Annotated in this window: 19 protein-coding genes; 13 read left to right on the top strand and 6 right to left on the bottom strand. The window is 72.5% G+C overall.

Annotation, left to right across the window (positions count from 1 at the left end):
- Window positions 1-8: 8 nt before the first annotated feature.
- Window positions 9-869 carry an Fpg/Nei family DNA glycosylase gene (locus tag AC1DIW_RS05980; RefSeq protein ID WP_478106837.1) on the top strand — a complete coding sequence of 287 codons (861 nt, stop codon included), beginning with the start codon at window positions 9-11 and terminating at the stop codon, window positions 867-869.
- 69 nt (window positions 870-938) lie between these two features.
- Here the strand turns inward: AC1DIW_RS05980 and AC1DIW_RS05975 are convergent, their stop codons facing one another.
- Window positions 939-2,621 carry a phospholipase C gene (locus AC1DIW_RS05975; RefSeq protein ID WP_478106836.1) on the bottom strand — a complete coding sequence of 561 codons (1,683 nt, stop codon included), beginning with the start codon at window positions 2,619-2,621 and terminating at the stop codon, window positions 939-941.
- A gap of 232 nt (window positions 2,622-2,853) precedes the next feature.
- Between AC1DIW_RS05975 and AC1DIW_RS05970 the strand changes: the two genes are divergently transcribed.
- The gene (locus tag AC1DIW_RS05970) at window positions 2,854-3,555 is read left to right on the top strand and encodes a hypothetical protein (protein WP_478106835.1); all 702 of its coding nucleotides are present in this window, start codon (window positions 2,854-2,856) and stop codon (window positions 3,553-3,555) included.
- A 16-nt stretch (window positions 3,556-3,571) separates the two neighbouring features.
- Here AC1DIW_RS05970 and AC1DIW_RS05965 read toward each other — a convergent pair whose 3' ends face one another.
- Together AC1DIW_RS05965 and AC1DIW_RS05960 are read right to left on the bottom strand one after the other, a co-directional pair.
- Window positions 3,572-4,045 carry a CD225/dispanin family protein gene (locus tag AC1DIW_RS05965; protein WP_442278628.1) on the bottom strand — a complete coding sequence of 158 codons (474 nt, stop codon included), beginning with the start codon at window positions 4,043-4,045 and terminating at the stop codon, window positions 3,572-3,574.
- A 31-nt stretch (window positions 4,046-4,076) separates the two neighbouring features.
- A complete protein-coding gene (locus AC1DIW_RS05960; RefSeq protein ID WP_442278629.1) occupies window positions 4,077-4,400 on the bottom strand; it encodes a rhodanese-like domain-containing protein in 324 nt (107 codons plus the stop codon).
- An 82-nt stretch (window positions 4,401-4,482) separates the two neighbouring features.
- Between AC1DIW_RS05960 and pdxY the strand changes: the two genes are divergently transcribed.
- The 7 genes from pdxY to AC1DIW_RS05925 all read left to right on the top strand — a co-directional run bounded on the left by pdxY (window position 4,483) and on the right by AC1DIW_RS05925 (window position 11,459).
- Window positions 4,483-5,331 carry a pyridoxal kinase PdxY gene (gene pdxY, locus AC1DIW_RS05955; protein ID WP_478106834.1) on the top strand — a complete coding sequence of 283 codons (849 nt, stop codon included), beginning with the start codon at window positions 4,483-4,485 and terminating at the stop codon, window positions 5,329-5,331.
- 242 nt (window positions 5,332-5,573) lie between these two features.
- Window positions 5,574-6,839, top strand: coding sequence for an ATP-binding protein (locus AC1DIW_RS05950; protein WP_478106833.1), 1,266 nt, complete (start codon window positions 5,574-5,576; stop codon window positions 6,837-6,839).
- Between the two features lie 77 nt (window positions 6,840-6,916).
- Window positions 6,917-8,008 (top strand): sensor histidine kinase, encoded by a 1,092-nt coding sequence (locus AC1DIW_RS05945; RefSeq protein WP_478106832.1) that lies wholly within the window; start codon window positions 6,917-6,919, stop codon window positions 8,006-8,008.
- A complete protein-coding gene (locus AC1DIW_RS05940; protein ID WP_478106831.1) occupies window positions 8,005-8,670 on the top strand; it encodes a response regulator in 666 nt (221 codons plus the stop codon). The genes AC1DIW_RS05945 and AC1DIW_RS05940 overlap by 4 nt, the downstream gene beginning before the upstream one ends.
- A 79-nt stretch (window positions 8,671-8,749) precedes the next feature.
- Window positions 8,750-9,946: a hypothetical protein gene (locus AC1DIW_RS05935; RefSeq protein ID WP_478106830.1), complete on the top strand. Its 1,197-nt coding sequence runs from the start codon at window positions 8,750-8,752 to the stop codon at window positions 9,944-9,946.
- Between the two features lie 24 nt (window positions 9,947-9,970).
- The gene (locus AC1DIW_RS05930) at window positions 9,971-10,567 is read left to right on the top strand and encodes a P-loop nucleotide/nucleoside kinase family protein (protein WP_442278635.1); all 597 of its coding nucleotides are present in this window, start codon (window positions 9,971-9,973) and stop codon (window positions 10,565-10,567) included.
- A 100-nt stretch (window positions 10,568-10,667) separates the two neighbouring features.
- Window positions 10,668-11,459 carry an HNH endonuclease family protein gene (locus tag AC1DIW_RS05925; RefSeq protein WP_478106829.1) on the top strand — a complete coding sequence of 264 codons (792 nt, stop codon included), beginning with the start codon at window positions 10,668-10,670 and terminating at the stop codon, window positions 11,457-11,459.
- Here AC1DIW_RS05925 and AC1DIW_RS05920 read toward each other — a convergent pair.
- The gene (locus AC1DIW_RS05920) at window positions 11,437-12,837 is read right to left on the bottom strand and encodes an alanine--tRNA ligase-related protein (RefSeq protein WP_478106828.1); all 1,401 of its coding nucleotides are present in this window, start codon (window positions 12,835-12,837) and stop codon (window positions 11,437-11,439) included. The two genes, AC1DIW_RS05925 and AC1DIW_RS05920, sit on opposite strands and share 23 nt — an antisense overlap.
- A gap of 78 nt (window positions 12,838-12,915) precedes the next feature.
- Between AC1DIW_RS05920 and AC1DIW_RS05915 the strand changes: the two genes are divergently transcribed.
- Window positions 12,916-13,896, top strand: coding sequence for a YdcF family protein (locus AC1DIW_RS05915; protein ID WP_478106827.1), 981 nt, complete (start codon window positions 12,916-12,918; stop codon window positions 13,894-13,896).
- Window positions 13,897-13,910: 14 nt separating this feature from the next.
- On the opposite strand, the gene AC1DIW_RS05910 is transcribed toward AC1DIW_RS05915, so the two are convergent.
- Together AC1DIW_RS05910 and AC1DIW_RS05905 are read right to left on the bottom strand one after the other, a co-directional pair.
- Complete coding sequence (locus AC1DIW_RS05910; protein ID WP_478106826.1) at window positions 13,911-15,449, bottom strand: acyl-CoA synthetase; 1,539 nt, start codon at window positions 15,447-15,449, stop codon at window positions 13,911-13,913.
- Window positions 15,446-16,240 carry an enoyl-CoA hydratase/isomerase family protein gene (locus tag AC1DIW_RS05905; protein WP_478106825.1) on the bottom strand — a complete coding sequence of 265 codons (795 nt, stop codon included), beginning with the start codon at window positions 16,238-16,240 and terminating at the stop codon, window positions 15,446-15,448. Before AC1DIW_RS05905 ends, AC1DIW_RS05910 begins: the two co-directional genes overlap by 4 nt.
- A gap of 181 nt (window positions 16,241-16,421) precedes the next feature.
- On the opposite strand from AC1DIW_RS05905, the gene AC1DIW_RS05900 reads away from it, so the two are divergent.
- The 3 genes from AC1DIW_RS05900 to AC1DIW_RS05890 all read left to right on the top strand — a co-directional run bounded on the left by AC1DIW_RS05900 (window position 16,422) and on the right by AC1DIW_RS05890 (window position 19,649).
- Window positions 16,422-16,706 (top strand): DUF4242 domain-containing protein, encoded by a 285-nt coding sequence (locus AC1DIW_RS05900; RefSeq protein WP_478106824.1) that lies wholly within the window; start codon window positions 16,422-16,424, stop codon window positions 16,704-16,706.
- A gap of 21 nt (window positions 16,707-16,727) precedes the next feature.
- Window positions 16,728-16,889, top strand: a complete 162-nt coding sequence (locus tag AC1DIW_RS05895; protein WP_442278642.1) for a hypothetical protein — start codon at window positions 16,728-16,730, stop codon at window positions 16,887-16,889.
- 171 nt (window positions 16,890-17,060) lie between these two features.
- Complete coding sequence (locus AC1DIW_RS05890; RefSeq protein ID WP_478106823.1) at window positions 17,061-19,649, top strand: ATP-binding protein; 2,589 nt, start codon at window positions 17,061-17,063, stop codon at window positions 19,647-19,649.
- The last annotated feature ends 23 nt before the right edge of the window (window positions 19,650-19,672 follow it).

The raw sequence follows: 19,672 nt of genomic DNA, 5'->3' as shown, positions 1-19,672 counted from the left end.
CTGGGGCCATGCCTGAGCTGCCGGAGGTGCAGGCGCTCGTCGACTTCCTCGCCGAGCGGACGGATGGTCTCGCCATCACGTCGGTCGAGCTCGCGTCGTTCAGCGTGCTCAAGACCTTCAACCCGCCGCCGCAGGCGCTCGAGGGGGCGCCCGTCGACGGCGTCCACCGCCACGGCAAGTTCCTCGACATCGACGCCGACGGCACGCATCTCGTCTTCCACCTCGCGCGTGCCGGCTGGCTGCGCTGGTCCGACCAGCTGCCGGCGACGGTCGTGCGCCCCGGCAAGTCCCCGATCGCGCTGCGCGTGCGCCTGTCCGACGGCTCCGGGTTCGACCTGACCGAGGCGGGCACGAAGAAGTCGCTCGCGGCATACATCGTCAAGGACCCGGCCGAGGTGCCCGGGATCGCGCGGCTGGGGCCCGACCCGATGGCCGACGACTTCACCCTCGAGCAGTTCCGGTCGATGCTCGACGGCCGGCGCACCCAGATCAAGGGCCTGCTCCGCGACCAGGAGTTCATCGCCGGCGTCGGCAACGCCTACTCCGACGAGATCCTCCACGTCGCGAAGATCAGTCCCTTCGCGATCGCCGGCTCGCTCGCTCCCGAGGTCGTCGACCGGTTGTATGCCGCCCTGCGCGACACGCTCAAGGGCGCGGTCGCGACGGCGTCGGGCAAGCCGGCCAAGGAGCTCAAGGACGCCAAGCGCGCCGGCATGCGGGTCCACGCCCGCACCGGTGAGGCGTGTCCGGTGTGTGGCGACACCGTGCGTGAGGTGTCGTTCGCCGACACGTCCCTGCAGTACTGCCCCACCTGCCAGACCGGCGGCAAACCGCTCGCCGACCGGCGGATGTCCAAGCTGCTCAAGTAGTCCCGCACGCAGAGAGGGCGCRCCGGGTGACCCGGCGCGCCCTCTCTGTCTGATGGGTTCTCTACGAGGTCAGTCCTCGTGACGGCCCCGGCGCACCGAGGTGACCGTGCCGTTCGTCTCGTCGAGGATGACCTGCGGGGCCTGCGACTCGTCGAAGGAGAAGAGGCCGCGCATCGACCCGGCCCAGGCGTCGGCCGAGCCGTCACCGATGCGGCCGACGCCCCAGTTGTCCTCGATGAGGCGCAGGATCGAGGCCTGGTCGGTCTGGTGGTGGTCGACGTAGTTCGTCTTCGCGAAGGGCGAGATGACCACGAGCGGCTGGCGCGGGCCGGGGCCGCAGCGGTCCTGGTAGCCCTTGGCGATCGGCACTCCCGAGGCGGCTGCCTGGGTGCAGAAGGCGGCGTCGTCGGTGGTGTTCGAGGCGTTCTTCACCTGCGCGGCGACGTGGTCGTACCAGCCGTCGGAGTCGTCGTAGGCCAGGACGATGGCGGTGTCCTTCCAGTGCTTCGACTTCTGGATGGCGTTGATCTCCTTGACGATGAAGTGCTGCTCGTCGAGGGGGTCGGAGTAGCCGGCGTGCCCGTCCTGGTAGTTCGGGGCCTTGAGGAAGCTCACCGCCGGCATGTTGTCCGTGCCGACCACCTGGTCGAAGGACGACATGTCGTACTGGTGGTTGGCCTGCCCGTCATGGCCGATCTCGGCAGCGCTCGCCGGCGGCAGGTGGTGCGGGTTCGCCGTCGACGCGTAGTACTGGAAGGGCTCGTGGTGCGGGTTGTAGTCGGTCGAGCTCACCCCGGCGACGTTGGTGTGGGAGGCCATGCACGCGGCGGGCGCGCCGCCTGCGGCAGCGGTCGTCGGCGTGAAGCCGCCCTGGAACCAGCCCCACGACACCTTCTTGGTGTTGAGGAGGTCTCCGATGTTGCGGCCCGTCATGCCGGCGAGCGTGTAGCTCTTCGTGTGGCTGTTGTTGGAGCAGTCGTCGTAGACCGGGTCGGGGTCGCCCGTCATGGTGCCGACGCCGTGCGCGTCGGGGAAGCGCACCGTGTAGTCGCCGGCGGCGGGTGTCGTCGCGGGCGTGCCGTCGGCGTTGAACTCCTTGACGCCGTGCGTCTGCGCCGAGACGAGGTTGATCGCGCCGGGACTCGAGGGGCCGAAGGTCGTGCTGAACGCGTGGTCGCTCATCGCGTAGTGCTGGGCGTAGTTCCACATCGCCGTGACGGTGTTGCCGTCGTAGTAGTCCATCGTCAGGCCCGGTCGCCCGTAGGTCGGCGCGGCGCACGCGTCCTTGCTCGTGAACTCCACGAACTTGTCCATCGCGCCGGCGTTGTAGGCCTTCTGCTCGTTGGTGTACGTGTGGTCCTGGTCGCAGGTCACGGCCTGACCCGGCGTGAGGCGCTCCGGCTGGACCGAGTTGGGGTTGTTCGGCGCGAGCAGGCGGTCGTGCGCCAGCGTGGCGATCCCGCGCGGCGTGCCCGGAGCGGCCTTGAAGATGGGGGCCGGAGTGGTCGAGCCCTGCAGCGTCTCGCCGGGGGCGTTCGCCGCCTGGGGGTAGGTGGCGAAGTAGTGGTCGAAGGACACGTTCTCGCCGAAGATGACGACGACGTGCTTGATCGGCGTCGACGTCCTGGCCGACGTCGAGGTCCGGGACGTCGGCGCGGGATGGGCGCTGACGGCGCCGGCGGTGGCAACGACCGGCACGACGAGGGCGGCAGCCCCGGCACCGGCGAGCGCAAGACGGACGGAACGTTTCATGGGGTCTCCTGTGACGATCGGGAAGCGGCCGGGCGCGCCTGGCGCAACGCTCAAGGGCCGGGGCAAAAGTACGCCCGGCCGGATCGGCACAGGGCTGCCGGACGCCTCGTTTAAGGACTGTTTGCCGAAACTGCGCCCCGTCTTGGTGCAACTGTCAGCGGGCTCCTCGACTACGTGCAGGTTTCCCTCAGGACTGTCCGAATTCGCCTCGGGCTGCAACGATCCGCATCCCGTGGTTGTCTTCCCCACCATGAAGTCCTCGACGCTCCACAGCCCGCGCGGTCCTGTCCGTCCCGTCCCCGCCCTCGTCCTCGCGGCGGCGCTCGCCACGAGCGCCTGCGGACAGGCGACGCCCTCCCCGGGAGCGCCCACGGCCGCGGCTGGTGCGGTCCCGATGGTCCAGACGGTCAGCTCGGGGCCAGTGCGCCTGGAGGCGACGATGGCGCCGGCCGGCCGCGTCGTCAGCTACACGGTGACCAACACCGGGGCGCAGCCCCTCCTCGCCTACGACGTCGTGCCGCAGGACCTCGGCAGCGCCACGCTCCCCACCGGCGTCGACGTCGCGCACGCCTGGGTCTACGAGCAGTCGGGGGTGCTGCGCCTCAGCAAGCAGGGCTTCGCCACGGCCCCGAACGTCCGCTTCGCCGCTGCCCCGGTCATGGGCGGGCACGTCATCGCGCCGGGCGCCAGCATCCGTGGGAGGGCGTATGCCGCGTCGCCGCCGAAGCTGGACGTGCCGGGGGACTCCTTCGATGCCCCACGCACGGCCGTGGACCCCGGCGTGAAGCAGTGGCAGCTCTGCGTGCAGGTGGACGACCGGGCCGCGCAGGCCAGGCCCGCCGCCGTCGGAGGTGGCATCGTCCAGGCTCCCTCAGCGGCTCCCCAGGGCGACGAGCTCGTCTGCACGCGCCCGGGGACCATCCCTGCCGACTGACGGGCCCGGCGCCGGGTCAGAGCATCCCGAGCATGCCGGTGCAGGCGAAGAGGAGGGCTGAACCGGGCCACGCGAGGGCGGCGAGGATGCACCAGTTCTTGACCGAGCGCGACGTGCGGTACGCCTCGCCCCAGCGACCTTGTGCCCAGAGGGAGTTGACGGAGGTCGCCTTGACGATCGCGACGATGCCGAAGGGCGTGAAGCAGAAGATGGTGCACAGGATCGCGAGGGCGAGCCGGTTCGGTGGGGGTGGGGTGTAGGGCTGAGGGCCTCCGAGGGGTGGCGGGGGCGACGCGGCATACCACCTCATCGGTGGGCCGGGCGGGGCGGCCGGCGGCGGGACCGGGGCCGGCGGGATGGCGGAGTCTGGTGGCGCCGACGCCTGCGGGAGCGGGGTCGTCGACGGGTCGAGGCGTGGCAGCCACGCCGACCACGAGTCGACCGTCGGGTCCGGCTCGGACGCGTCGTCCTGGCTGCTCCGGTGGGTCACGTGCGCGCCACTTCCTGTCAGATCGCGGGGATCAGATGATGCTGGGTTGGCCGTCGGCGGTGAGCTGCTTGCCGGCACGCTGCCACTCGACCATGCCGCCCTCGACGTTGGCGACGTCGTAGCCCTGGTGCACGAGCCACTGCACGGCACGGGCCGACCGGCCTCCCATGCGACACACGACGGCGACGGTGTCGTCGGTCTCGGGCAGCTCGTCGATGCGCGACGGCAGCTCGCCGAGGGGGATGTGGATGGCGTTGGGGGCGTGGCCGGCAGCCCACTCGTCGGCCTCGCGGACGTCGACGAGGACGGCGTCGTCGGGCAGCTCGGACACGGTCGTCGTGGGGATCGCGCTCATGGGATCCATCCTGACACGGCGGCGCCCGCGAGCCCCAGCAGATGAGGGGGACCGCTCACCCCGCGTGGTTAGGGTGGGGGCCGTGAAGATCCTGTCGATCCAGTCTCACGTCGCCTACGGCCACGCCGGCAACTCGGCCGCGGTCTTCCCGCTCCAGCGGCTCGGGCACGAGGTCTATCCCGTGCTCACGGTGACCTTCTCGAACCACACCGGCTACGGCTCGACCCGGGGCCCGCTCATCGCGCCGGCCGACGTCGCGGCCGTCATCGACGGCGTCGAGGAGCGCGGGGCCTTCCCGACGATCGACGCCGTGCTCTCCGGCTACCAGGGGGCCGAGGCGGTCGGCGAGGTCGTGCTCGACGCCGTCGCGCGGGTCAAGGCCGCCAACCCCGCGGCGATCTACTGCTGCGACCCGGTCATGGGCGACGTGGGGCGCGGGTTCTTCGTCCGGGAGGGCATCCCCGAGTACCTGCGCGACCACGTCGTGCCCAAAGCCGACATCGTCACCCCGAACCAGTTCGAGCTCGAGTTCCTCGTCGGCCGCGAGGTCGCCACCGAGGCCGACCTCGTCGCCGCGGCACGTGAGCTCGTGGCGCAGGGGCCCACGGTGGTGCTCGTCACGAGCGCCCTGACCTCCGACACCCCCGAGGGCTCGATCCAGATGGCCTGCATCACCGCCGACGACGCCTGGGTCGTCACGACGCCGATGCTGCCGATGACCGTCCGCGGCGGAGGCGACGTCACCGCCGCGATCTTCCTCGCGCACTACCTGACCGACGGTCCGCAGGTGGCCCTGCGCCGCACGGCCGCGTCGATGTATGCCGTGCTCGAGCGCACGCACGCCAGCGGCTCGGACGAGATGCTCCTCGTTCAGGAGCAGGACGCGATTGCCCGGCCTGACGAAGTCTTCGACATCGCTCGCATCGGTTGACGGTTCCACAGCCGATCGGGTTATAGTCGCATGGCGCCGTTCCGCATGACCACCCCTGACCATGCGGAACGGCGTCTTCATGTGCCCGCATCCTTCGGATTCCGAAGTGAGGCTCGTCGGATCAGCGCCAGTCGGTGCCGGTCGACCCGTACCGGTGGGTGGGAGAGAGTCTCCGCGACGCGCCGATGAGGCCCTATTCGGATGTCTCAGGTTTCCGGTAGAGACGCGTATAGCCTCCGAGCGTGGACCCGATCACGAACCCGTATGCCCCGGGCGCGGGCCAGCGCCCGCCCGAGCTCGCCGGTCGCGACGAGCAGCTGCGCACCTTCGACGTCGTGCTCGAGCGCATCGCCCGCGGCCGTGCCGAGCGCTCGATCGTGCTGACCGGACTGCGCGGCGTGGGCAAGACGGTGCTGCTCAACGCGCTCCGCTCGTCCGCCGTCCGCGCCGACTGGGGCACCGGCAAGTTCGAGGCTCGTCCCGACCAGCGGCTGCGCCGCCCGCTCGCCGCGGCCGCGCACCAGGCCGTGCGCGAGCTCGGCCACCCGCGCGGAGAGGACATCGACCAGGTGCTGGGCAGCATCAAGGCCTTCGCGCTGCGTGACACCCCCACGGGAGCCAAGCTGCGCGAGAGGTGGCAGCCCGGCATCGACGCTCCGGCCGTCACCGGACGCGCGGACTCGGGCGACATCGAGATCGACCTCGTCGAGCTGTTCACCGACATCGGGGGACTCGCGGCCGATGTCGGCAAGGGCGTCGCCTTCTTCATCGACGAGATGCAGGACCTCGACCCCGAGGACGTGTCGGCGCTCTGCGCGGCTTGCCACGAGATCTCGCAGTCGGGCCTGCCCGTCATCGTCGTCGGCGCCGGGCTGCCGCACCTGCCGGCCGTCCTCTCGGCGTCGAAGTCCTACTCGGAGAGGCTGTTCCGCTACTCGCGCATCGACCGGCTGCCGCGCGACTCCGCCGACCGTGCGCTCGTCGGACCGGCAGCGGAGGAGGGCTGCGAGTTCACCCCCGAGGCCCTCGACGAGATGTATGCCGTCACCGCCGGCTACCCGTACTTCATCCAGGCCTACGGCAAGGTCGTGTGGGACGTCGCGCCCTCCTCGCCCGTGACCGCCGAGGACATCCGCGTCGCGGTGCCCGAGGCGGAGTCCGAGCTCGCCGTGGGCTTCTTCGGCTCCCGCTTCGAGCGGGCGACGCCCGCGGAGCGTGAGTACCTCCGTGCCATGGCGGACGCCGCCCTCGTGAACCCGCTTGCAGGCGAAGCGGATTCGGGAGGTGAGGGATTCCCGGACGACGTCGCGGCATACGTCCGCGAAGGGGTGGCCGAGCGCGAGGCGGTGCCGACGTCCGCGGTGGCGGACGTGCTGGGGCGCAAGCCGCAGTCGCTCTCGCCCGCCCGGGACGCCCTCATCAAGAAGGGCCTCATCTACTCCGGGGAGCGGGGCCTCATCGCCTTCACCGTGCCGCACTTCGGCCGCTACCTGCGCACCCAGTCCTGAGCGTTGGCGGTCTGACCGCGCGGACCGGCCGGCCGGGCGTGGTTGACGCGTTCTGAGGCGGGCGCGACATTGGGACGGTGAACCGGGCGCTGCCGACGCTGGCAGTAGCAGCGTGGCTGGTGATGCTGCTCGAGGCCGCTCCCAGCGGCTCGATCCTGCCGGCCGGTGTCCTCGGGGCCGTGTTCGTGGCCTGGTCGGTGGCCGGCTACCGCTGGGCGCTCGGCCGTGGACGCCTCGCCGCAGTCGTCCACCTGGCCGTTGCGCTGGTGCTCGGGTTCGTCGTCTTCGACGTCGCCGGTCCCGGCGTCGGCAGCACCCTGCTGCTCGTCGTGGTGGTCGTGCAGGCCGTCGTGCTGCTGCCCCTCGGCTGGGCGGTCATCGTCGCGCTGCTTGTCCCGCTGGTCCATGTCGGGATGCCCATGGTCGACGGGCTGCGACAGGTCGTCAGCACGGGGCTCGCGTGCGCGTTCGCCTTCGTCCTGGCCACGCTGCACCTGCGTGAGCAGCAGGCCCGGTCGCAGCTGGCCGTGGCCAACCACCGGCTGCGCGACCTCAGTGCGCAGGCCGAGGAGCTGGCGACCATGCGGGAACGCACCCGCGTGGCCCGGGACATCCACGACGGGCTGGGGCACCACCTCACGGTCGTCGGCATGCAGGTCCAGGCCGCGCGGGCGGTGATGAGCAGCGACCCCGCTCGGGCCGACCGCCTGCTCAGCCAGGCGGAGGACCAGGCGCGCCAGGCGTTGACGTCGGTCCGCGAGTCGGTGGCCGCCCTGCGCGAGGCGCGACCGGCCCAGCGGCTCCCGGAGCAGCTGACAACGCTGGCCGGCGAGAGCGAGGCGGCCGGCCTGCCCACGTCCGTGGACGTCGTGGGCACCGAACGCCGGCTCGACCACGACGCCCAGGTGGCCCTCTATCGTGCCGCCCAGGAGGGCCTCACCAACGTGCGCAAGCACGCGCGCGCTCACGCCGCCGTGATCCGGCTCGCCTACCTGCCGGACTCGGTGAGTCTGGAGGTGCGCGACGACGGGTGCGGCCTCGGGCGCAACGACGGCGGCGGGTTCGGGCTGGTCGGCATCCGTGAGCGGGTCGATCGGCTCGGCGGCTCCCTCACCGTCGAGTCGGCACCGGGCGCCGGCGTGACCGTCCGCGTCGAGGTGCCGGGATGAGCCCTGACCGCCCCGTGCGGGTGCTCGTCGTCGACGACCAGACGTTGTTCCGTGAGGCCCTGACGACGCTCCTGGACGTGCACGAGGAGGTCGAGGTCGTGAGCGCCGCGGCGGACGGGGCCGAAGCGCTGGAGCTCGTGGCCACGCTGCGACCGGACGTCGTCCTCATGGACCTGCGGATGCCCGTGCTCGACGGCGTGGCCGCGACGCAGCGGCTGCGCGTCGAACATCCCGACGTGCGGGTGCTCGTCCTCACGACCTTCGACGGCGACGACGAGGTCTTCCCCGCCCTGCGCGCCGGCGCCGTCGGCTACCTGCTCAAGGACGCCACCGCGTCCCGGCTCGTCGAGGCCGTGCTCGCGGCGGCCCGCGGCGAGTCCGTGCTGCAGCCGTCGGTCGCCGCCAAGGTGCTGGCCCGGATGAGCCGGCTGCCCGACCTCCCGCACGAGCCGCGCCCGCAGCCGCTCGTCGACCCGCTCACCCACCGTGAGCTGGAGGTCCTTCGGGCCCTCGCCGACGGGCTCAGCAACCGGGAGACCGCCGAGCGCCTGTACCTGTCCGAGGGCACCGTCAAGAACCACGTCACCAACGTCCTCGCCAAGCTCGGCGTCCGAGACCGCACGCAGGCGGCGCTCCGGGCCCAGGCCCTCGGCCTGCTGTGAGGGTCATGCCGTCGGGGTGACCTCGAAGGTGACCTCTGGCACGTCCGGGGTGCGGCCCTCCGGACCGACCATCGTCGGCATGACAACGTACTCGACCTCGTATGCGGACCGTACGCCTCGCGCCCTGGCCCGCCGGCTCCTCCACACGCGGCTCGGCCGCTTCCTCACGGCATACCTCGAGATGACCCTCGCGATGGTCGTCGGCATGGGGGTGCTCGGCATCGTCTGGGACGCCGCGTGGCCCGGCCTGACCGGCCGCCCGGACGTCATGGCCCTGACCATGGCCTTCGACATGACCGTCGGCATGGCGGCCTGGATGTGGGTGCGACGGCATGCACGCCGGCACATCGCGGAGATGTCCGCCGTCATGGTGCTGCCCTTCCTCGTCCTGCTGGTGCCCTACTGGCTCGGCGTCCTTCCCGGCGAGCACCTGCTCACCTGGGGCCACGTCGGGATGTTCGCGCTCATGGCCGCCTACCTGGCCTGGCGTCCGCACACCCCGGGCGGCGCCACCTCGGCCCGCAGCGGGGACGGTGTCCCACGTGGCTCGCGCACCGGCCGGCTCTCCGCGGTCCTGCTCGTCACCGGCGCCGTCCTGGCCGTCGTGGGCGGCATCCTGCATCCGCACGAGGAGCCGCCGAACTCCCACGAGGCCGTCTTCGCCGAGTACGCCCACAGCGCGGACTGGGTGTGGGTCCATGACCTCCAGTTCCTGTCGGCGGCAGTGGTCGTCGCCGGGTTGCTGACTGCGGGCCGTGCCCTGCAACGAGTCGGCGTTCCCCGGTCCCTCGTGCGGGTCGGCGACGCGGCGGCGGCCGCCACCGTGGCCCTCATCGCCGTGAACATGGCCGTGGACGGCGTCGCCCTCAAGAGGGCGGTCGACGCGTGGGCGGCCGCAGACCCCGCAGACCGGGCGTCCCGGTTCGCCGCCGCTGAGGCGGTGCGCTGGCTGGAGTGGGGCGTGAACTCGTTCTTTGCCATCCTGCTCGGGATCACGCTGATGACGGTCGCTGCAGGCCTGCTGCGACAGGCTCACCTCGGCGCCCACCTCGGCACCCGTGTCCGTCTGGCCGGTGTCACGGGAGCCCTGTCAGGCGTCCTTCTGGTCCTCAACGGTCTGACCGTCGGCGCGCACGGCTTCGAACCCACCGCCCTTCCTCTCGTGGCAAGCGGCCTCTACGTCGTCATGGCACTCGGCATCCCGGCCCTGGACCGAGCCGTCGGTCAGGCCCCCGAGCACCGACCGTCGGCCGGGCAGCCCGTTAGTGTCGTCTGACCTGACATCCCCCAGGAGCCCTGCATGCCTGCCCACGACCGCCTCGACCCGAGCGATCCGCCTGTCGGACCTGCGACCGTCTACCTGATCGTCGGCCTTCCCGGCGCCGGCAAGACGACTCGCGCGAAGGAGCTCGAGGTCAGCGCGTCGGCCCTCCGGCTGACGCCGGACGAGTGGCAGCTGATGCTCTTCGGTGACCAGAACCCACCGGACAAGCGTGATCTCGTCGAGGGCAAGCTGGTGCAGATCGGCATGCGGGCCGCGGAGCTCGGCACCGACGTCGTCTTCGACTTCGGGTTCTGGGGCACCGACGAGCGTTCGGCGCTCCGCTGGATCGCGGGCGCCGTCGGTGCGCGCAGCCAGGTCGTCTACCTGCCGGTCGACCACGAGGAGCAACGCCGACGGGTCACCCGTCGCTTCGCGGCCACGCCCGACCAGACGTTCCACATGAGCGACGTCGAGCTCGAGCAGTGGCGCGGCCAGTTCCAGGCGCCGGACGACGAGGAGCTGCGGGGCGGCCGGATCCCACCCGTTCCGCCCGGGCACGCGACCTGGTCGGAGTGGGCCTCCCAGCGCTGGCCGTCCTTGCCCGACCAGTACGCCCGGCGAACCGACGTGTGATGTCCGGCCCGCGAGCGGGCTGAGCCTGCGAACCGGCCGACCTGCCACCCAGCCATGCAGTGAATTCCATGAGGTGGCAGGGTTTCCCACCGTGCATGCAGTGAGCTCGGCCCGTCTCCGCGCCCCTCGGCCTGTCCTGCGCCGGGTTTTCCTCGCGGTCTCCGCCGCCGCCGCGCCCTGGCTGCTGGCTGCGTGCGGCCTCCCGTCGTCGTCACCCGGCGCCGGTGTCCCGCACACCGCGACCCGGGTGGAGCCGCGAGGCACGACGAGCCCGTCGGCGCCGCAGCCTGTCCCGAGCCTGACGCCGGCACAGGCCCGCGCGGCCGTGGCGGCTCTCGGCACCCTCCCGGTCAAGGGCCGGGCGCCGAAGACGGGCTACACGCGCGCCGAGTTCGGCCCCGCGTGGAGCGACGACGTCGACGTCGACGGCGGTCACAACGGCTGCGACACCCGCAACGACGTGCTCCGCCGCGACCTCAGGGCCGAGGCGCTCAAGCCCGGTACGCATGGGTGCGTCGTGCTCTCGGGCACGCTCGCCGACCCCTACACCGGCCACCTCATCGTCTTCGCCCGGGGACGCTCGAGCTCCGCGATGGTGCAGATCGACCACGTCGTCGCGCTCGGCGACGCCTGGGTCACCGGCGCCCAGCAGCTGACGCCGACGCAGCGCCGGACTCTCGCGAACGACCCCCTCAACCTGCTCGCCGTCGACGGACCGACCAACGGCGCCAAGGGCGACGCCGACGCCGCGTCCTGGCTGCCGCCCGACAAGGCCTTCCGCTGCACCTACGTGGCGCGCCAGGTCACCGTGAAGCAGCGCTACCACCTGTGGGTCACGCCCGCGGAGCAAGCTCAGATCGCGCGTGTCCTCACCGGCTGCGCGGCGCGCTGACCCCTCGGGAGCGCGCCCGCTGGGCCGCCATGTGCTCGTCGAACTCCTCACGCCACGTGCCGCTGACGACGATGCCCTCCGTGCGCGCCACCTCCGTCGACAGCTCGACCGGGAAGCCGTAGGTGTCGTAGAGCACGAAGAGGTCGGCACCGGTGACGCCCGTGTCCCGGTGACCCTCCAGCCGCTCGAGGCCGCGCCGCAGGGTGCGGCGGAAGACCTGCTCCTCGCGCGCGAGCAGGTCCGCCACCGCGTCGGCCGCGGCTGCCACCTCGGGGTAGGCGCCGGAGTAGATGCCGGCGATCGTCGGGATGACGTGCGGGAAGAAGTTGTCCTCGATGCCGAGGTCGACGGCGAACCGGACGGCCCGGCGCACGAGCCGGCGCAGGACGTAGCCCTGCGCCTTGTTGCTCGGGCGCACGCCGTCGACAGCGAGGAACGTCGCCCCGCGCAGGTGGTCGGCGATGACCCGCATGGGAAGCGTCTCGTCCTCGTAGGTGCGCCCCGACAGCTCCTGGAGCCGCTCGATGATCGGCCACAGCAGGCTGATCCGGAAGACGTCGGAGGTGTCGAGCGCTGCGGCGGCGATGCGCTCGAGCCCTCCGCCGTAGTCGACGTTGCGGCGTGGCAGGGGCTCGAAGCCGCTCTCGGTGCGGCGGTACTCCATGAAGACGGAGTTGCCGAGCTCGATGAACCGGCCGCAGTCGCAGTTCTGGTGGCAGTGCTCGCCGTAGGTCGGGTCGTGCTCGACGTGGGGGAAGAGGTAGAAGACCTCGGTGTCCGGGCCGCCCGGTTCGCCGACCGGCATCCGCTCCGGGCTGCCCTCGCGGCACCACCAGTTCTTGTTGCCGTAGAAGGCGATCCGCGCACCACCGGTCCCGACCCGTGCCGCGTGCTCCTCGGTACCGAGCTCGACCTGGTCGGCCGGGACGCCCGCCGCCGTGAACAGCTTCCGCCACAGTGCCGCAGACTCGTCGTCCTTCGGTATGCCGTGTGCCTCGTCACCGATGAAGCACGACACGTAGAGCCGGGCGGGGTCCAACCCCACCGTCCCGGTGAGGAAGTCCCAGAACTGCGGCAGCTGCTCGGGCTTGAAGTAGTCGCCGAGGCTCCAGCTGCCGAGCATCTCGAAGAAGGTCGTGTGCCGGTTGTCACCGACCTCCTCGATGTCCTGCACGCGCAGGCAGGTCTGGCTGTCGACGAGGCGGCGGCCGGCCGGGTGGTCGTCGCCGAGCAGGTAGGGCAGCAGCGGCTGCATCCCACTGCCGGTGAAGAGCGTCGTCGGGTCGTCGTCGGGGACCAGCGACGCGCGCGGGATGACCGCGTGGCCGCGGCCGGCCAGGTGGTCGAGGAACGCGCTGCGGATCTCGTCTGCGTCCATGCCTCGATTCGACACCCCGGAAGGTGCTGCCCACCAGCCGGTTTCGTGGCGAAGGGTCCGGGAGGGCATGCTCGTCGCATGCGCCCCCTTGTCGACCTCGTCCTCGTGGCGGCGTTCCTCGTCCTCTTCGCCCTCACCGTGCGCACCGAGCCGCGACAGTGGCGCACCGGCGTTCTCCTTCTCGGAGCCCTCTGGGCTGCGACGACCGCCGTCGGCGCCTCCCCGCTCGTGCTGCCCTGGGTCGGAGCGATGCTGCTCGGGCTCCTCTTCCTCGGCACCGGACTGCGCGTCGTTCGCCCGGAGGGTCGCAGCCGCACCAACGCGCTGTCCCTCGTGCTCGGCGTGGCGATGGTGACGGCGACCGTCCTCGCGATCTGGCTCTTCCCGCCGAGCCCGACCCTGCTGGGGGTCGTCGGTGTCGTCGTGCTCCTGCTGCCGGGATATCCCGGCCTGGTGCTCGTCGCCTACGCCCTCTACTGCCTCGCCTACGACCGTTGGCGACCCCGCCCGGCCCCGTCGGCGCTCATCGTCCTCGGGTCAGGCCTCGTCAACGGCACCGTGCCGACGCTGCTCGCCCACCGCCTCGACGCCGCCCTCGCGGCCTGGCACGACGAGCGCGCCCTCGGCCACGACCCGCTCCTCGTCCCGAGCGGCGGACAGGGCGACGACGAGCCGATGGCCGAGGGAGTGGCCATGACGGCATACCTCGTCGCCCACGGCATCCCCGCGGAGGCGGTCGCGACGGAGGACCGGTCGACGACGACGGAGGAGAACCTGCTGCTCTCGCGTGAGATCCTCCGTGCCCGTGGGCTCGCCGACGCGGGCCACCTCCGGGTCGTGACGAGCAGCTACCACGTCGGACGGGCCGCGCTGCTGACGCACAGCCTCGGCATCGACGCCGACGTGACCGCCGCGCCGACCGCGTGGTACTTCCTGCCCAGCGCGTTCCTGCGCGAGCTCCTCGCCGCGCTGACGCTCCACCCCCGGACCAACCTCGTCGGCCTCGGCGTGTGGACCGCGGGGACGGCCTACCTCGCGTATGCCGTCCCCCTCCGCTGACCCGGACCGCTCGGTCAGCGCGGGGCGGCCTGCTGCGCCAGGTCGTCGCGGAGCACCCGTTTGAGCAGCTTGCCGCTCTGGTTGCGGGGCAGCTCGTCGACGAAGTGGATCGCCTTGGGCAGCTTGAACGGCGCGAGCGTCGCGCGGGCGTGGTCGACGAGCTCGCTCTCGGTGACGGTCTGCCCGGCACGGAGCACGACGACGGCCGTGACCGCCTCGACCCACCTGTCGTGCGGGGTCGCGATGACGGCGACCTCGCCGACGGCGGGGTGCGTGTAGAGCGCGTCCTCGACCTCACGGGACGCGACCATGACGCCGCCGGTGTTGATGACGTCCTTGATGCGGTCGACGACGGTGAGGTAGCCGGCCTCGTCGCGCGTGACGAGGTCGCCGGAGTGGAACCACCCGTCGCGGAAGGCCTCGCTCGTGGCGTCCTGCTTGTTCCAGTAGCCGGTGCACAGCTGGGGTGAGCGGTAGAGCAGCTCGCCCGGCTCGCCGGCCGGGACGTCGGAGCCCTCCGGGTCGACGACGCGGGCCTCGACGAAGAGCACCGTCCGGCCGCAGGCCTCGGGCCGCTCGGCGTGCTCCTCGGGGCGCAGCACCGTGGCCAGCGGGCCGATCTCGGACTGGCCGAAGCAGTTCCAGAAGCCGAGCTCGGGCAGCCGCTGCTGGAGCCGGTCTCGCACCGGGACCGGCATGATCGACGCGCCGTAGTACGCCTTGTGCAGCGACGTGAGGTCGGCCGTGTCGAGGGCCGGGTGGTTCGACAGCGGCACCCACACCGTGGGCGCGAGGAAGAGCGAGCCGATGCGGTGGGTCTGGACGCGCTCGAGGATCGTCTCCACGTCGGGCCGGGTCAGCAGGTGGTTCGTCGCGCCGACCGCGAGGTAGGGCAGCAGGAAGACGTGCATCTGGGCCGAGTGGTAGAGCGGCATCGAGTGCAGCGGCGCGTCGTCCTCGCGCAGGTCGAGCGCGACGATGCTCGAGACGTACTCGTGGACGAGGGCCCGGTGCGTCATCATCGCGCCCTTGGGCTGGGACGTCGTGCCCGAGGTGTAGAGCAGCTGGACGAGGTCGGTGTCGCGGGTCTCGACGTCCAGCACGGGCACGTCGCCCTCGCTCCACCGTGGCAGGAGCGCGTCGTCGCCGCCGTGGAGGAGCAGCACCTGCTCGAGGTCGGTGTCGCCGCGCACCGCCTCGACGGAGTCGCGCAGCGCCACGTCGACGAGGGCCACCCGCGCCCCCGAGTCGCGCAGCAGGTAGGTCAGCTCGCGGCCGGTCAGCGCGTAGTTGATCGGCACGTGGACGAGGCCTGCTCTCGCACATCCGAGGAAGGCGAGCAGGTAGGCGTCGGAGTTGACCCCCACGGTCGCAACCCGGTCGCCAGCGGTGAGCCCGAGGCCAAGCAGGTGCGCGGCCGCGCGTGAGACGGCGTCGTCGAGGGCGGCATACGTCCACGTACGGTCGTCGAAGACGAGGGCCACCCGGTCGGGGTGGCGGCTCGCGCTCCGGCGGACGATGTCGTCGACGGTGCTCGAGGTGGTCGCGCTCATGGGCTGTCTCCGGGGGTCGGGTGGGCGGGGGCTGGGGCGAACGAGGCGAGCAGGGCGCCGGCCTCGGCGGTGGCCGAGAGGCGCGCGATGGTCGCGGCCTCGTCGGCGAGCTGGGCTGCATACGGCCGCTCGCCCGACCGGCGCAGCAGACGCGCCGCCTCGCCGACGGCCTGGCGCGGCAGCGCGGCGATCGCGGCGACGACCTCCCCGGCGCGCGCGTCGAGCGTCTCGGCTGGGCACACCTCGGTGACCAGCCCCCAGTCGAGCGCGGTCGCGGCGTCGACCGGCGTGCCGGTCAGCAGGAAGAGCGCAGCCCGGCGGGCACCGACGGCCGCGGGCAGCAGCGCGCTGACGCCGCAGTCGGGCGACAACCCGACGGAGGGGTAGGCCGCGACGAAGGTGGCGTGGTCGGCGGCCAGCACCACGTCGGCTGCGAGGACGAGCCCCACGCCTGCACCGGCCGCAGTGCCCTGGACGACGGCGACGACGGGGACGGGCAGGGCGCGCAGCGTGTCCAGTGCGTCGTGCAGCACGCCGGCCAGCTCGGCGACGAAGGCCGGCCGGTCGGGCGCGGCGGCCATGGCACGGACGTCACCGCCGGCGCAGAAGAGCCGGCCGTCCGCGCGGAGCACGACGACGTGGATCTCGTCGAGGGCCTCCGAGATCCCTCCGACCGCATCGCGCAACGCGATGGCGGTCGGCAGGTCCACGGCGTTGCCCGCGTCGGGTCGCGCGAGCCGGATCGTGGCCACGCCGTCCGACACCGACAGCTTGGGCAGCGTCGTCGTCACGGGTTCATCCTGCCTGCCCGGCCGGCGGATGGGGCGGAGTGACCGTCAGAACGTAGGGAGGTCGCCGACCCGGTCCGGTCGAAACATGGGGAGGTGCGCCCGATGTGGCACCTCGCCCCGCGACCGCACTCTGGTGGTGCGTCGACGACCGTCGGCGCAACACCACACAGAAGGAAGCACCATGAAGCGATTCCTCATCGAGCGCGAGGTCCCTGGGGCCTCGTCGATGACCAAGGACGACCTGCGCGAGATCGCACGCACGTCCAACGCCGCCGTCGACTCCCTCGGAGTGCCCTACACCTGGGTCACGAGCTACGTCGCCGGCGACAAGATCTACTGCGTCCACGAGGCCGACAAGGCCGAGGCGATCCTCGAGCACGCCCGGCGCGGCGGCTTTCCGGCGAACCTCGTCTCCGAGGTCGTCGACGAGATCGGCCCGCACACCGCGGACCACGTCGCGGCCTGAGGGCCGGGGGAGGGAGAGAGCATGGTCGACAGCCAGCTGTACGCGCTCGTGCGCGAGCTCGCGCGCCAGCGCCACGGGGAGGCGCCCGACCGCCGGTCGCACCGGCACCGGGGTCTGCAGCGCAGTGCCCGCGAGATCTCGCTCGCGGTGCGACGCCAGCGTCGGCACGGCGAGGCCGCCTGACCCGGAGCGGCGCCCACGCGGGACGCCTCACCCGCACCACACCCGGCAACGGTCAAGGCCGCACGGTTGCATCAGTGCCGGGTTGACCGTTACCGGGTGTGTTGGCGAGGGAGCCGGCGTCACGGGGAAAATGCCGGTGTGGCAGCGGGCCGGCCGCTCTACGCTTCGACGGTGGGGCTCTTGGAGCGCGAGCGTGAGCTCGCGCGGCTCCGCCGGGCGATGGGGGACAGCGCCCGGTCGGGGCAGGTGGTCGCCGTCACCGGCGAGGCAGGAGCGGGCAAGACCAGCCTGCTTCGTGCCGCGACGTCCACCCCGACCGGTGGGCGCGTCGTGCGCGGCCTCTGCGACCCGCTCGCGACGCCACGTCCGCTGGGCCCGGTCCGCGACATCCTGGCCGAGCTCGGCGTGGACCAGCCGCCCGGCACGCCCGGCCGTGGGGACGTCGAGGCGCTCCTCGTCACGGCCGTGTCCACCTGGCCGACCGGGTCGACGGGCTCGACGACGGTCGTCGTCGAGGACGTCCAGTGGATCGACGAGGCGTCGGTCGAGGCGCTGCGCTTCCTCGTGCGGCGCATCGACGCCCTCCCCGTCCTGCTCGTGCTGACCTACCGCGACGTGGAGATCGGCACAACCCACCCGTTGCGACCGTTGCTCGGCGACCTGGCCCGGCTCGAGAACTCCGACCTCATCGCCCTCCCGCCGCTCAGCGTCGACGCCGTGGGCGTGCTGCTCGACGGCACCGGGCTCGACGCAGGTGGCGTCCACCGGCTCACGAGGGGAAACCCCTTCTACGTCAGTGAGATCGGTCGCCACGCCGGCAGTGGGCTGCCCGCGTCGGTGCGTGACGCCGTGCTGGCCGGCACGAGCGAGCTGGCCGACGACGACCTCGAGGTGCTCCAGCTCGTCGCGACGGCGCCGGACGGTGTCGACGACCGGCTCCTGCCGCTGCTCGGCGTGGACGCTGCCTGCCTGCGGCGCCTCGACGCGACCGGGCTGCTCGTGCGCTCGCGACGCGGGATCGGCTTCCGGCACGAGCTGGCTCGTCGAGCGGTGCGCACCTCCATCCCGCTCGGCGCCGAGAGCGGACTGCACGGCCGGCTGCTCGACGCGCTCGAGCGGGTCCGGTCGAGCGACCACGCCGTGCTGACGCACCACGCCGACGCCGCGCACGACCGGTCACGGACCAGCCGGTATGCCGCCCTGGCCGCCGAGGACGCCGCCCGCGCCGGCTCGCACACCGAGGCGGTCGCCTTCCTGACGCTGGCCCTCGACCGCGGCGACGACGAGTCGGCGGCCCGGGCCCGCATGCTCGAGGCGCTCGGCCAGGAGCAGTACATGGTGAGCCGGCTCCCCGAGGCGATCGGTTCCATCACGGACGCCATCCGGCTCTGGGAGCGCGTCGGCGACGTCCGCGGGATGGCCGCGGCGCACGACCGGGGCGCCATCATCGAGTACTACTCCGCCCGACGCCGCGAGGCCGAGCAGCACGCCCGCCTCGCGGTGGCCCGCGACGACACGGCGGCCTACGCCTCGGCCTGCGCCACGCAGGCCTACCTCGCCTACCGCCGGCACGACCACCAGACCGCCGACGCGAGCAGCCGGCTGGCACGCGAGGTGGCCGCCCGGCGCGGGGACGACGCCGTCGGGCTCCGGTGCGACATCATCGAGGACGCGAGCGAGCTGCTCCGCGGCACGCTCAACGCTCGGGGGCGGCTGCTCATGCACGCGGCCGTCGCCCTGGAGCGCTCGTTCGACGAGGTGGGGACGACGGCATACTCCAACCTGTCGGCGATCGACATCGAGCACCGGCGCTTCCGGGAGGCCGAGGGGGTGCTCGACCAGTCGATCCCGATCACGGTCGAGCGCGACATCCCCGTGTGCAACCAGTGGCAGATCGGGATGCGGGCGCGCCTGCACTTCCAGCGGGCCCGCTGGGCGGCGGCGCTCGAGGACGCCGACGCCGTCATCGACGGGCAGGGCATGCCGCTGGCGATGATGTGGCCGCATCTCGTGCGGGGGCTGGTGGCGCTCAGGACCGGCGAGGCACCGGCGGGGAGGTCCGCGACCGAACACCTCGATGCCGCCTGGATCGTCGCGCAGCGGCTCGACGAGCCCCTGGCCCACCTGCCCGTGCTGTCGGCGCTCGCCGAGGGGTCGTGGCTGACCGGCGAACCCGATTCTCGACTGGACGCGGCCACCGCCACGCTGGACGACGTCGTCGGCCTGTCGGGGGTGCAGTGGGCGGTCGGTGACCTCCTCGTGTGGCTGGTCCGGATCGGACGGGACGCGGGTTCGGAGGCGCTCCGGGACGGGGTGGCCGAGCCGTTCCGCCTGGAGCTCGCCGGTCGTCACGACGCCGCCGCAGCGGCCTGGAGCGAGCTCGGTGCGCCGTACGAGGCTGCCCTGGCGGCCGTCCACGGCGACGACGAGACCCGGGCCGCGCGCGCCGTCTGGGACCTCGAGCGCCTGCCGGCGGCAGCCTCGGCCGCCCGCGCCCGTGCCGTCCTGCGCGAGCGCGGGCTGAACGCGGTCCCCCCGCGTCGCCGGGCGAGCACACGCGCCAACCCGTCGGGCCTGACGAACCGGCAGCTCGACGTCGCGCGCCTCGTCGCCCGGGGCCTGACGAACGCCGAACTGGCCCGCGACCTCTACATCTCGCCGAAGACGGTCGACCACCACGTCTCGGCCGTCCTGGGGCGCCTGGGGTTGCGCACCCGGCGCGAGATCGTGCGGCGCGCCGCCGAGCTCGGCCTGGACTGACCTGCTGGCGTATGCCGTCCGGC

This window comes from Terrabacter sp. 01T434 (assembly GCF_056398545.1).
This window is presented reverse-complemented; position numbering and strand designations above follow the sequence as displayed.

Excerpts from the sequence above, each read along its gene's own strand:
- AC1DIW_RS05940 (WP_478106831.1), top strand. The coding sequence starts at position 8,005 with ATGAGCCCTGACCGCCCCGTGCGGGTGCTCGTCGTCGACGACCAGACG.
- AC1DIW_RS05935 (WP_478106830.1), top strand. The coding sequence starts at position 8,750 with ATGACAACGTACTCGACCTCGTATGCGGACCGTACGCCTCGCGCCCTG.
- AC1DIW_RS05975 (WP_478106836.1), bottom strand. The coding sequence starts at position 2,621 with ATGAAACGTTCCGTCCGTCTTGCGCTCGCCGGTGCCGGGGCTGCCGCC.
- AC1DIW_RS05915 (WP_478106827.1), top strand. The coding sequence starts at position 12,916 with ATGCGCCCCCTTGTCGACCTCGTCCTCGTGGCGGCGTTCCTCGTCCTC.
- AC1DIW_RS05980 (WP_478106837.1), top strand. The coding sequence starts at position 9 with ATGCCTGAGCTGCCGGAGGTGCAGGCGCTCGTCGACTTCCTCGCCGAG.
- AC1DIW_RS05895 (WP_442278642.1), top strand. The coding sequence starts at position 16,728 with ATGGTCGACAGCCAGCTGTACGCGCTCGTGCGCGAGCTCGCGCGCCAG.
- AC1DIW_RS05910 (WP_478106826.1), bottom strand. The coding sequence starts at position 15,449 with ATGAGCGCGACCACCTCGAGCACCGTCGACGACATCGTCCGCCGGAGC.
- AC1DIW_RS05930 (WP_442278635.1), top strand. The coding sequence starts at position 9,971 with ATGCCTGCCCACGACCGCCTCGACCCGAGCGATCCGCCTGTCGGACCT.
- AC1DIW_RS05920 (WP_478106828.1), bottom strand. The coding sequence starts at position 12,837 with ATGGACGCAGACGAGATCCGCAGCGCGTTCCTCGACCACCTGGCCGGC.
- AC1DIW_RS05960 (WP_442278629.1), bottom strand. The coding sequence starts at position 4,400 with ATGAGCGCGATCCCCACGACGACCGTGTCCGAGCTGCCCGACGACGCC.
- AC1DIW_RS05900 (WP_478106824.1), top strand. The coding sequence starts at position 16,422 with ATGAAGCGATTCCTCATCGAGCGCGAGGTCCCTGGGGCCTCGTCGATG.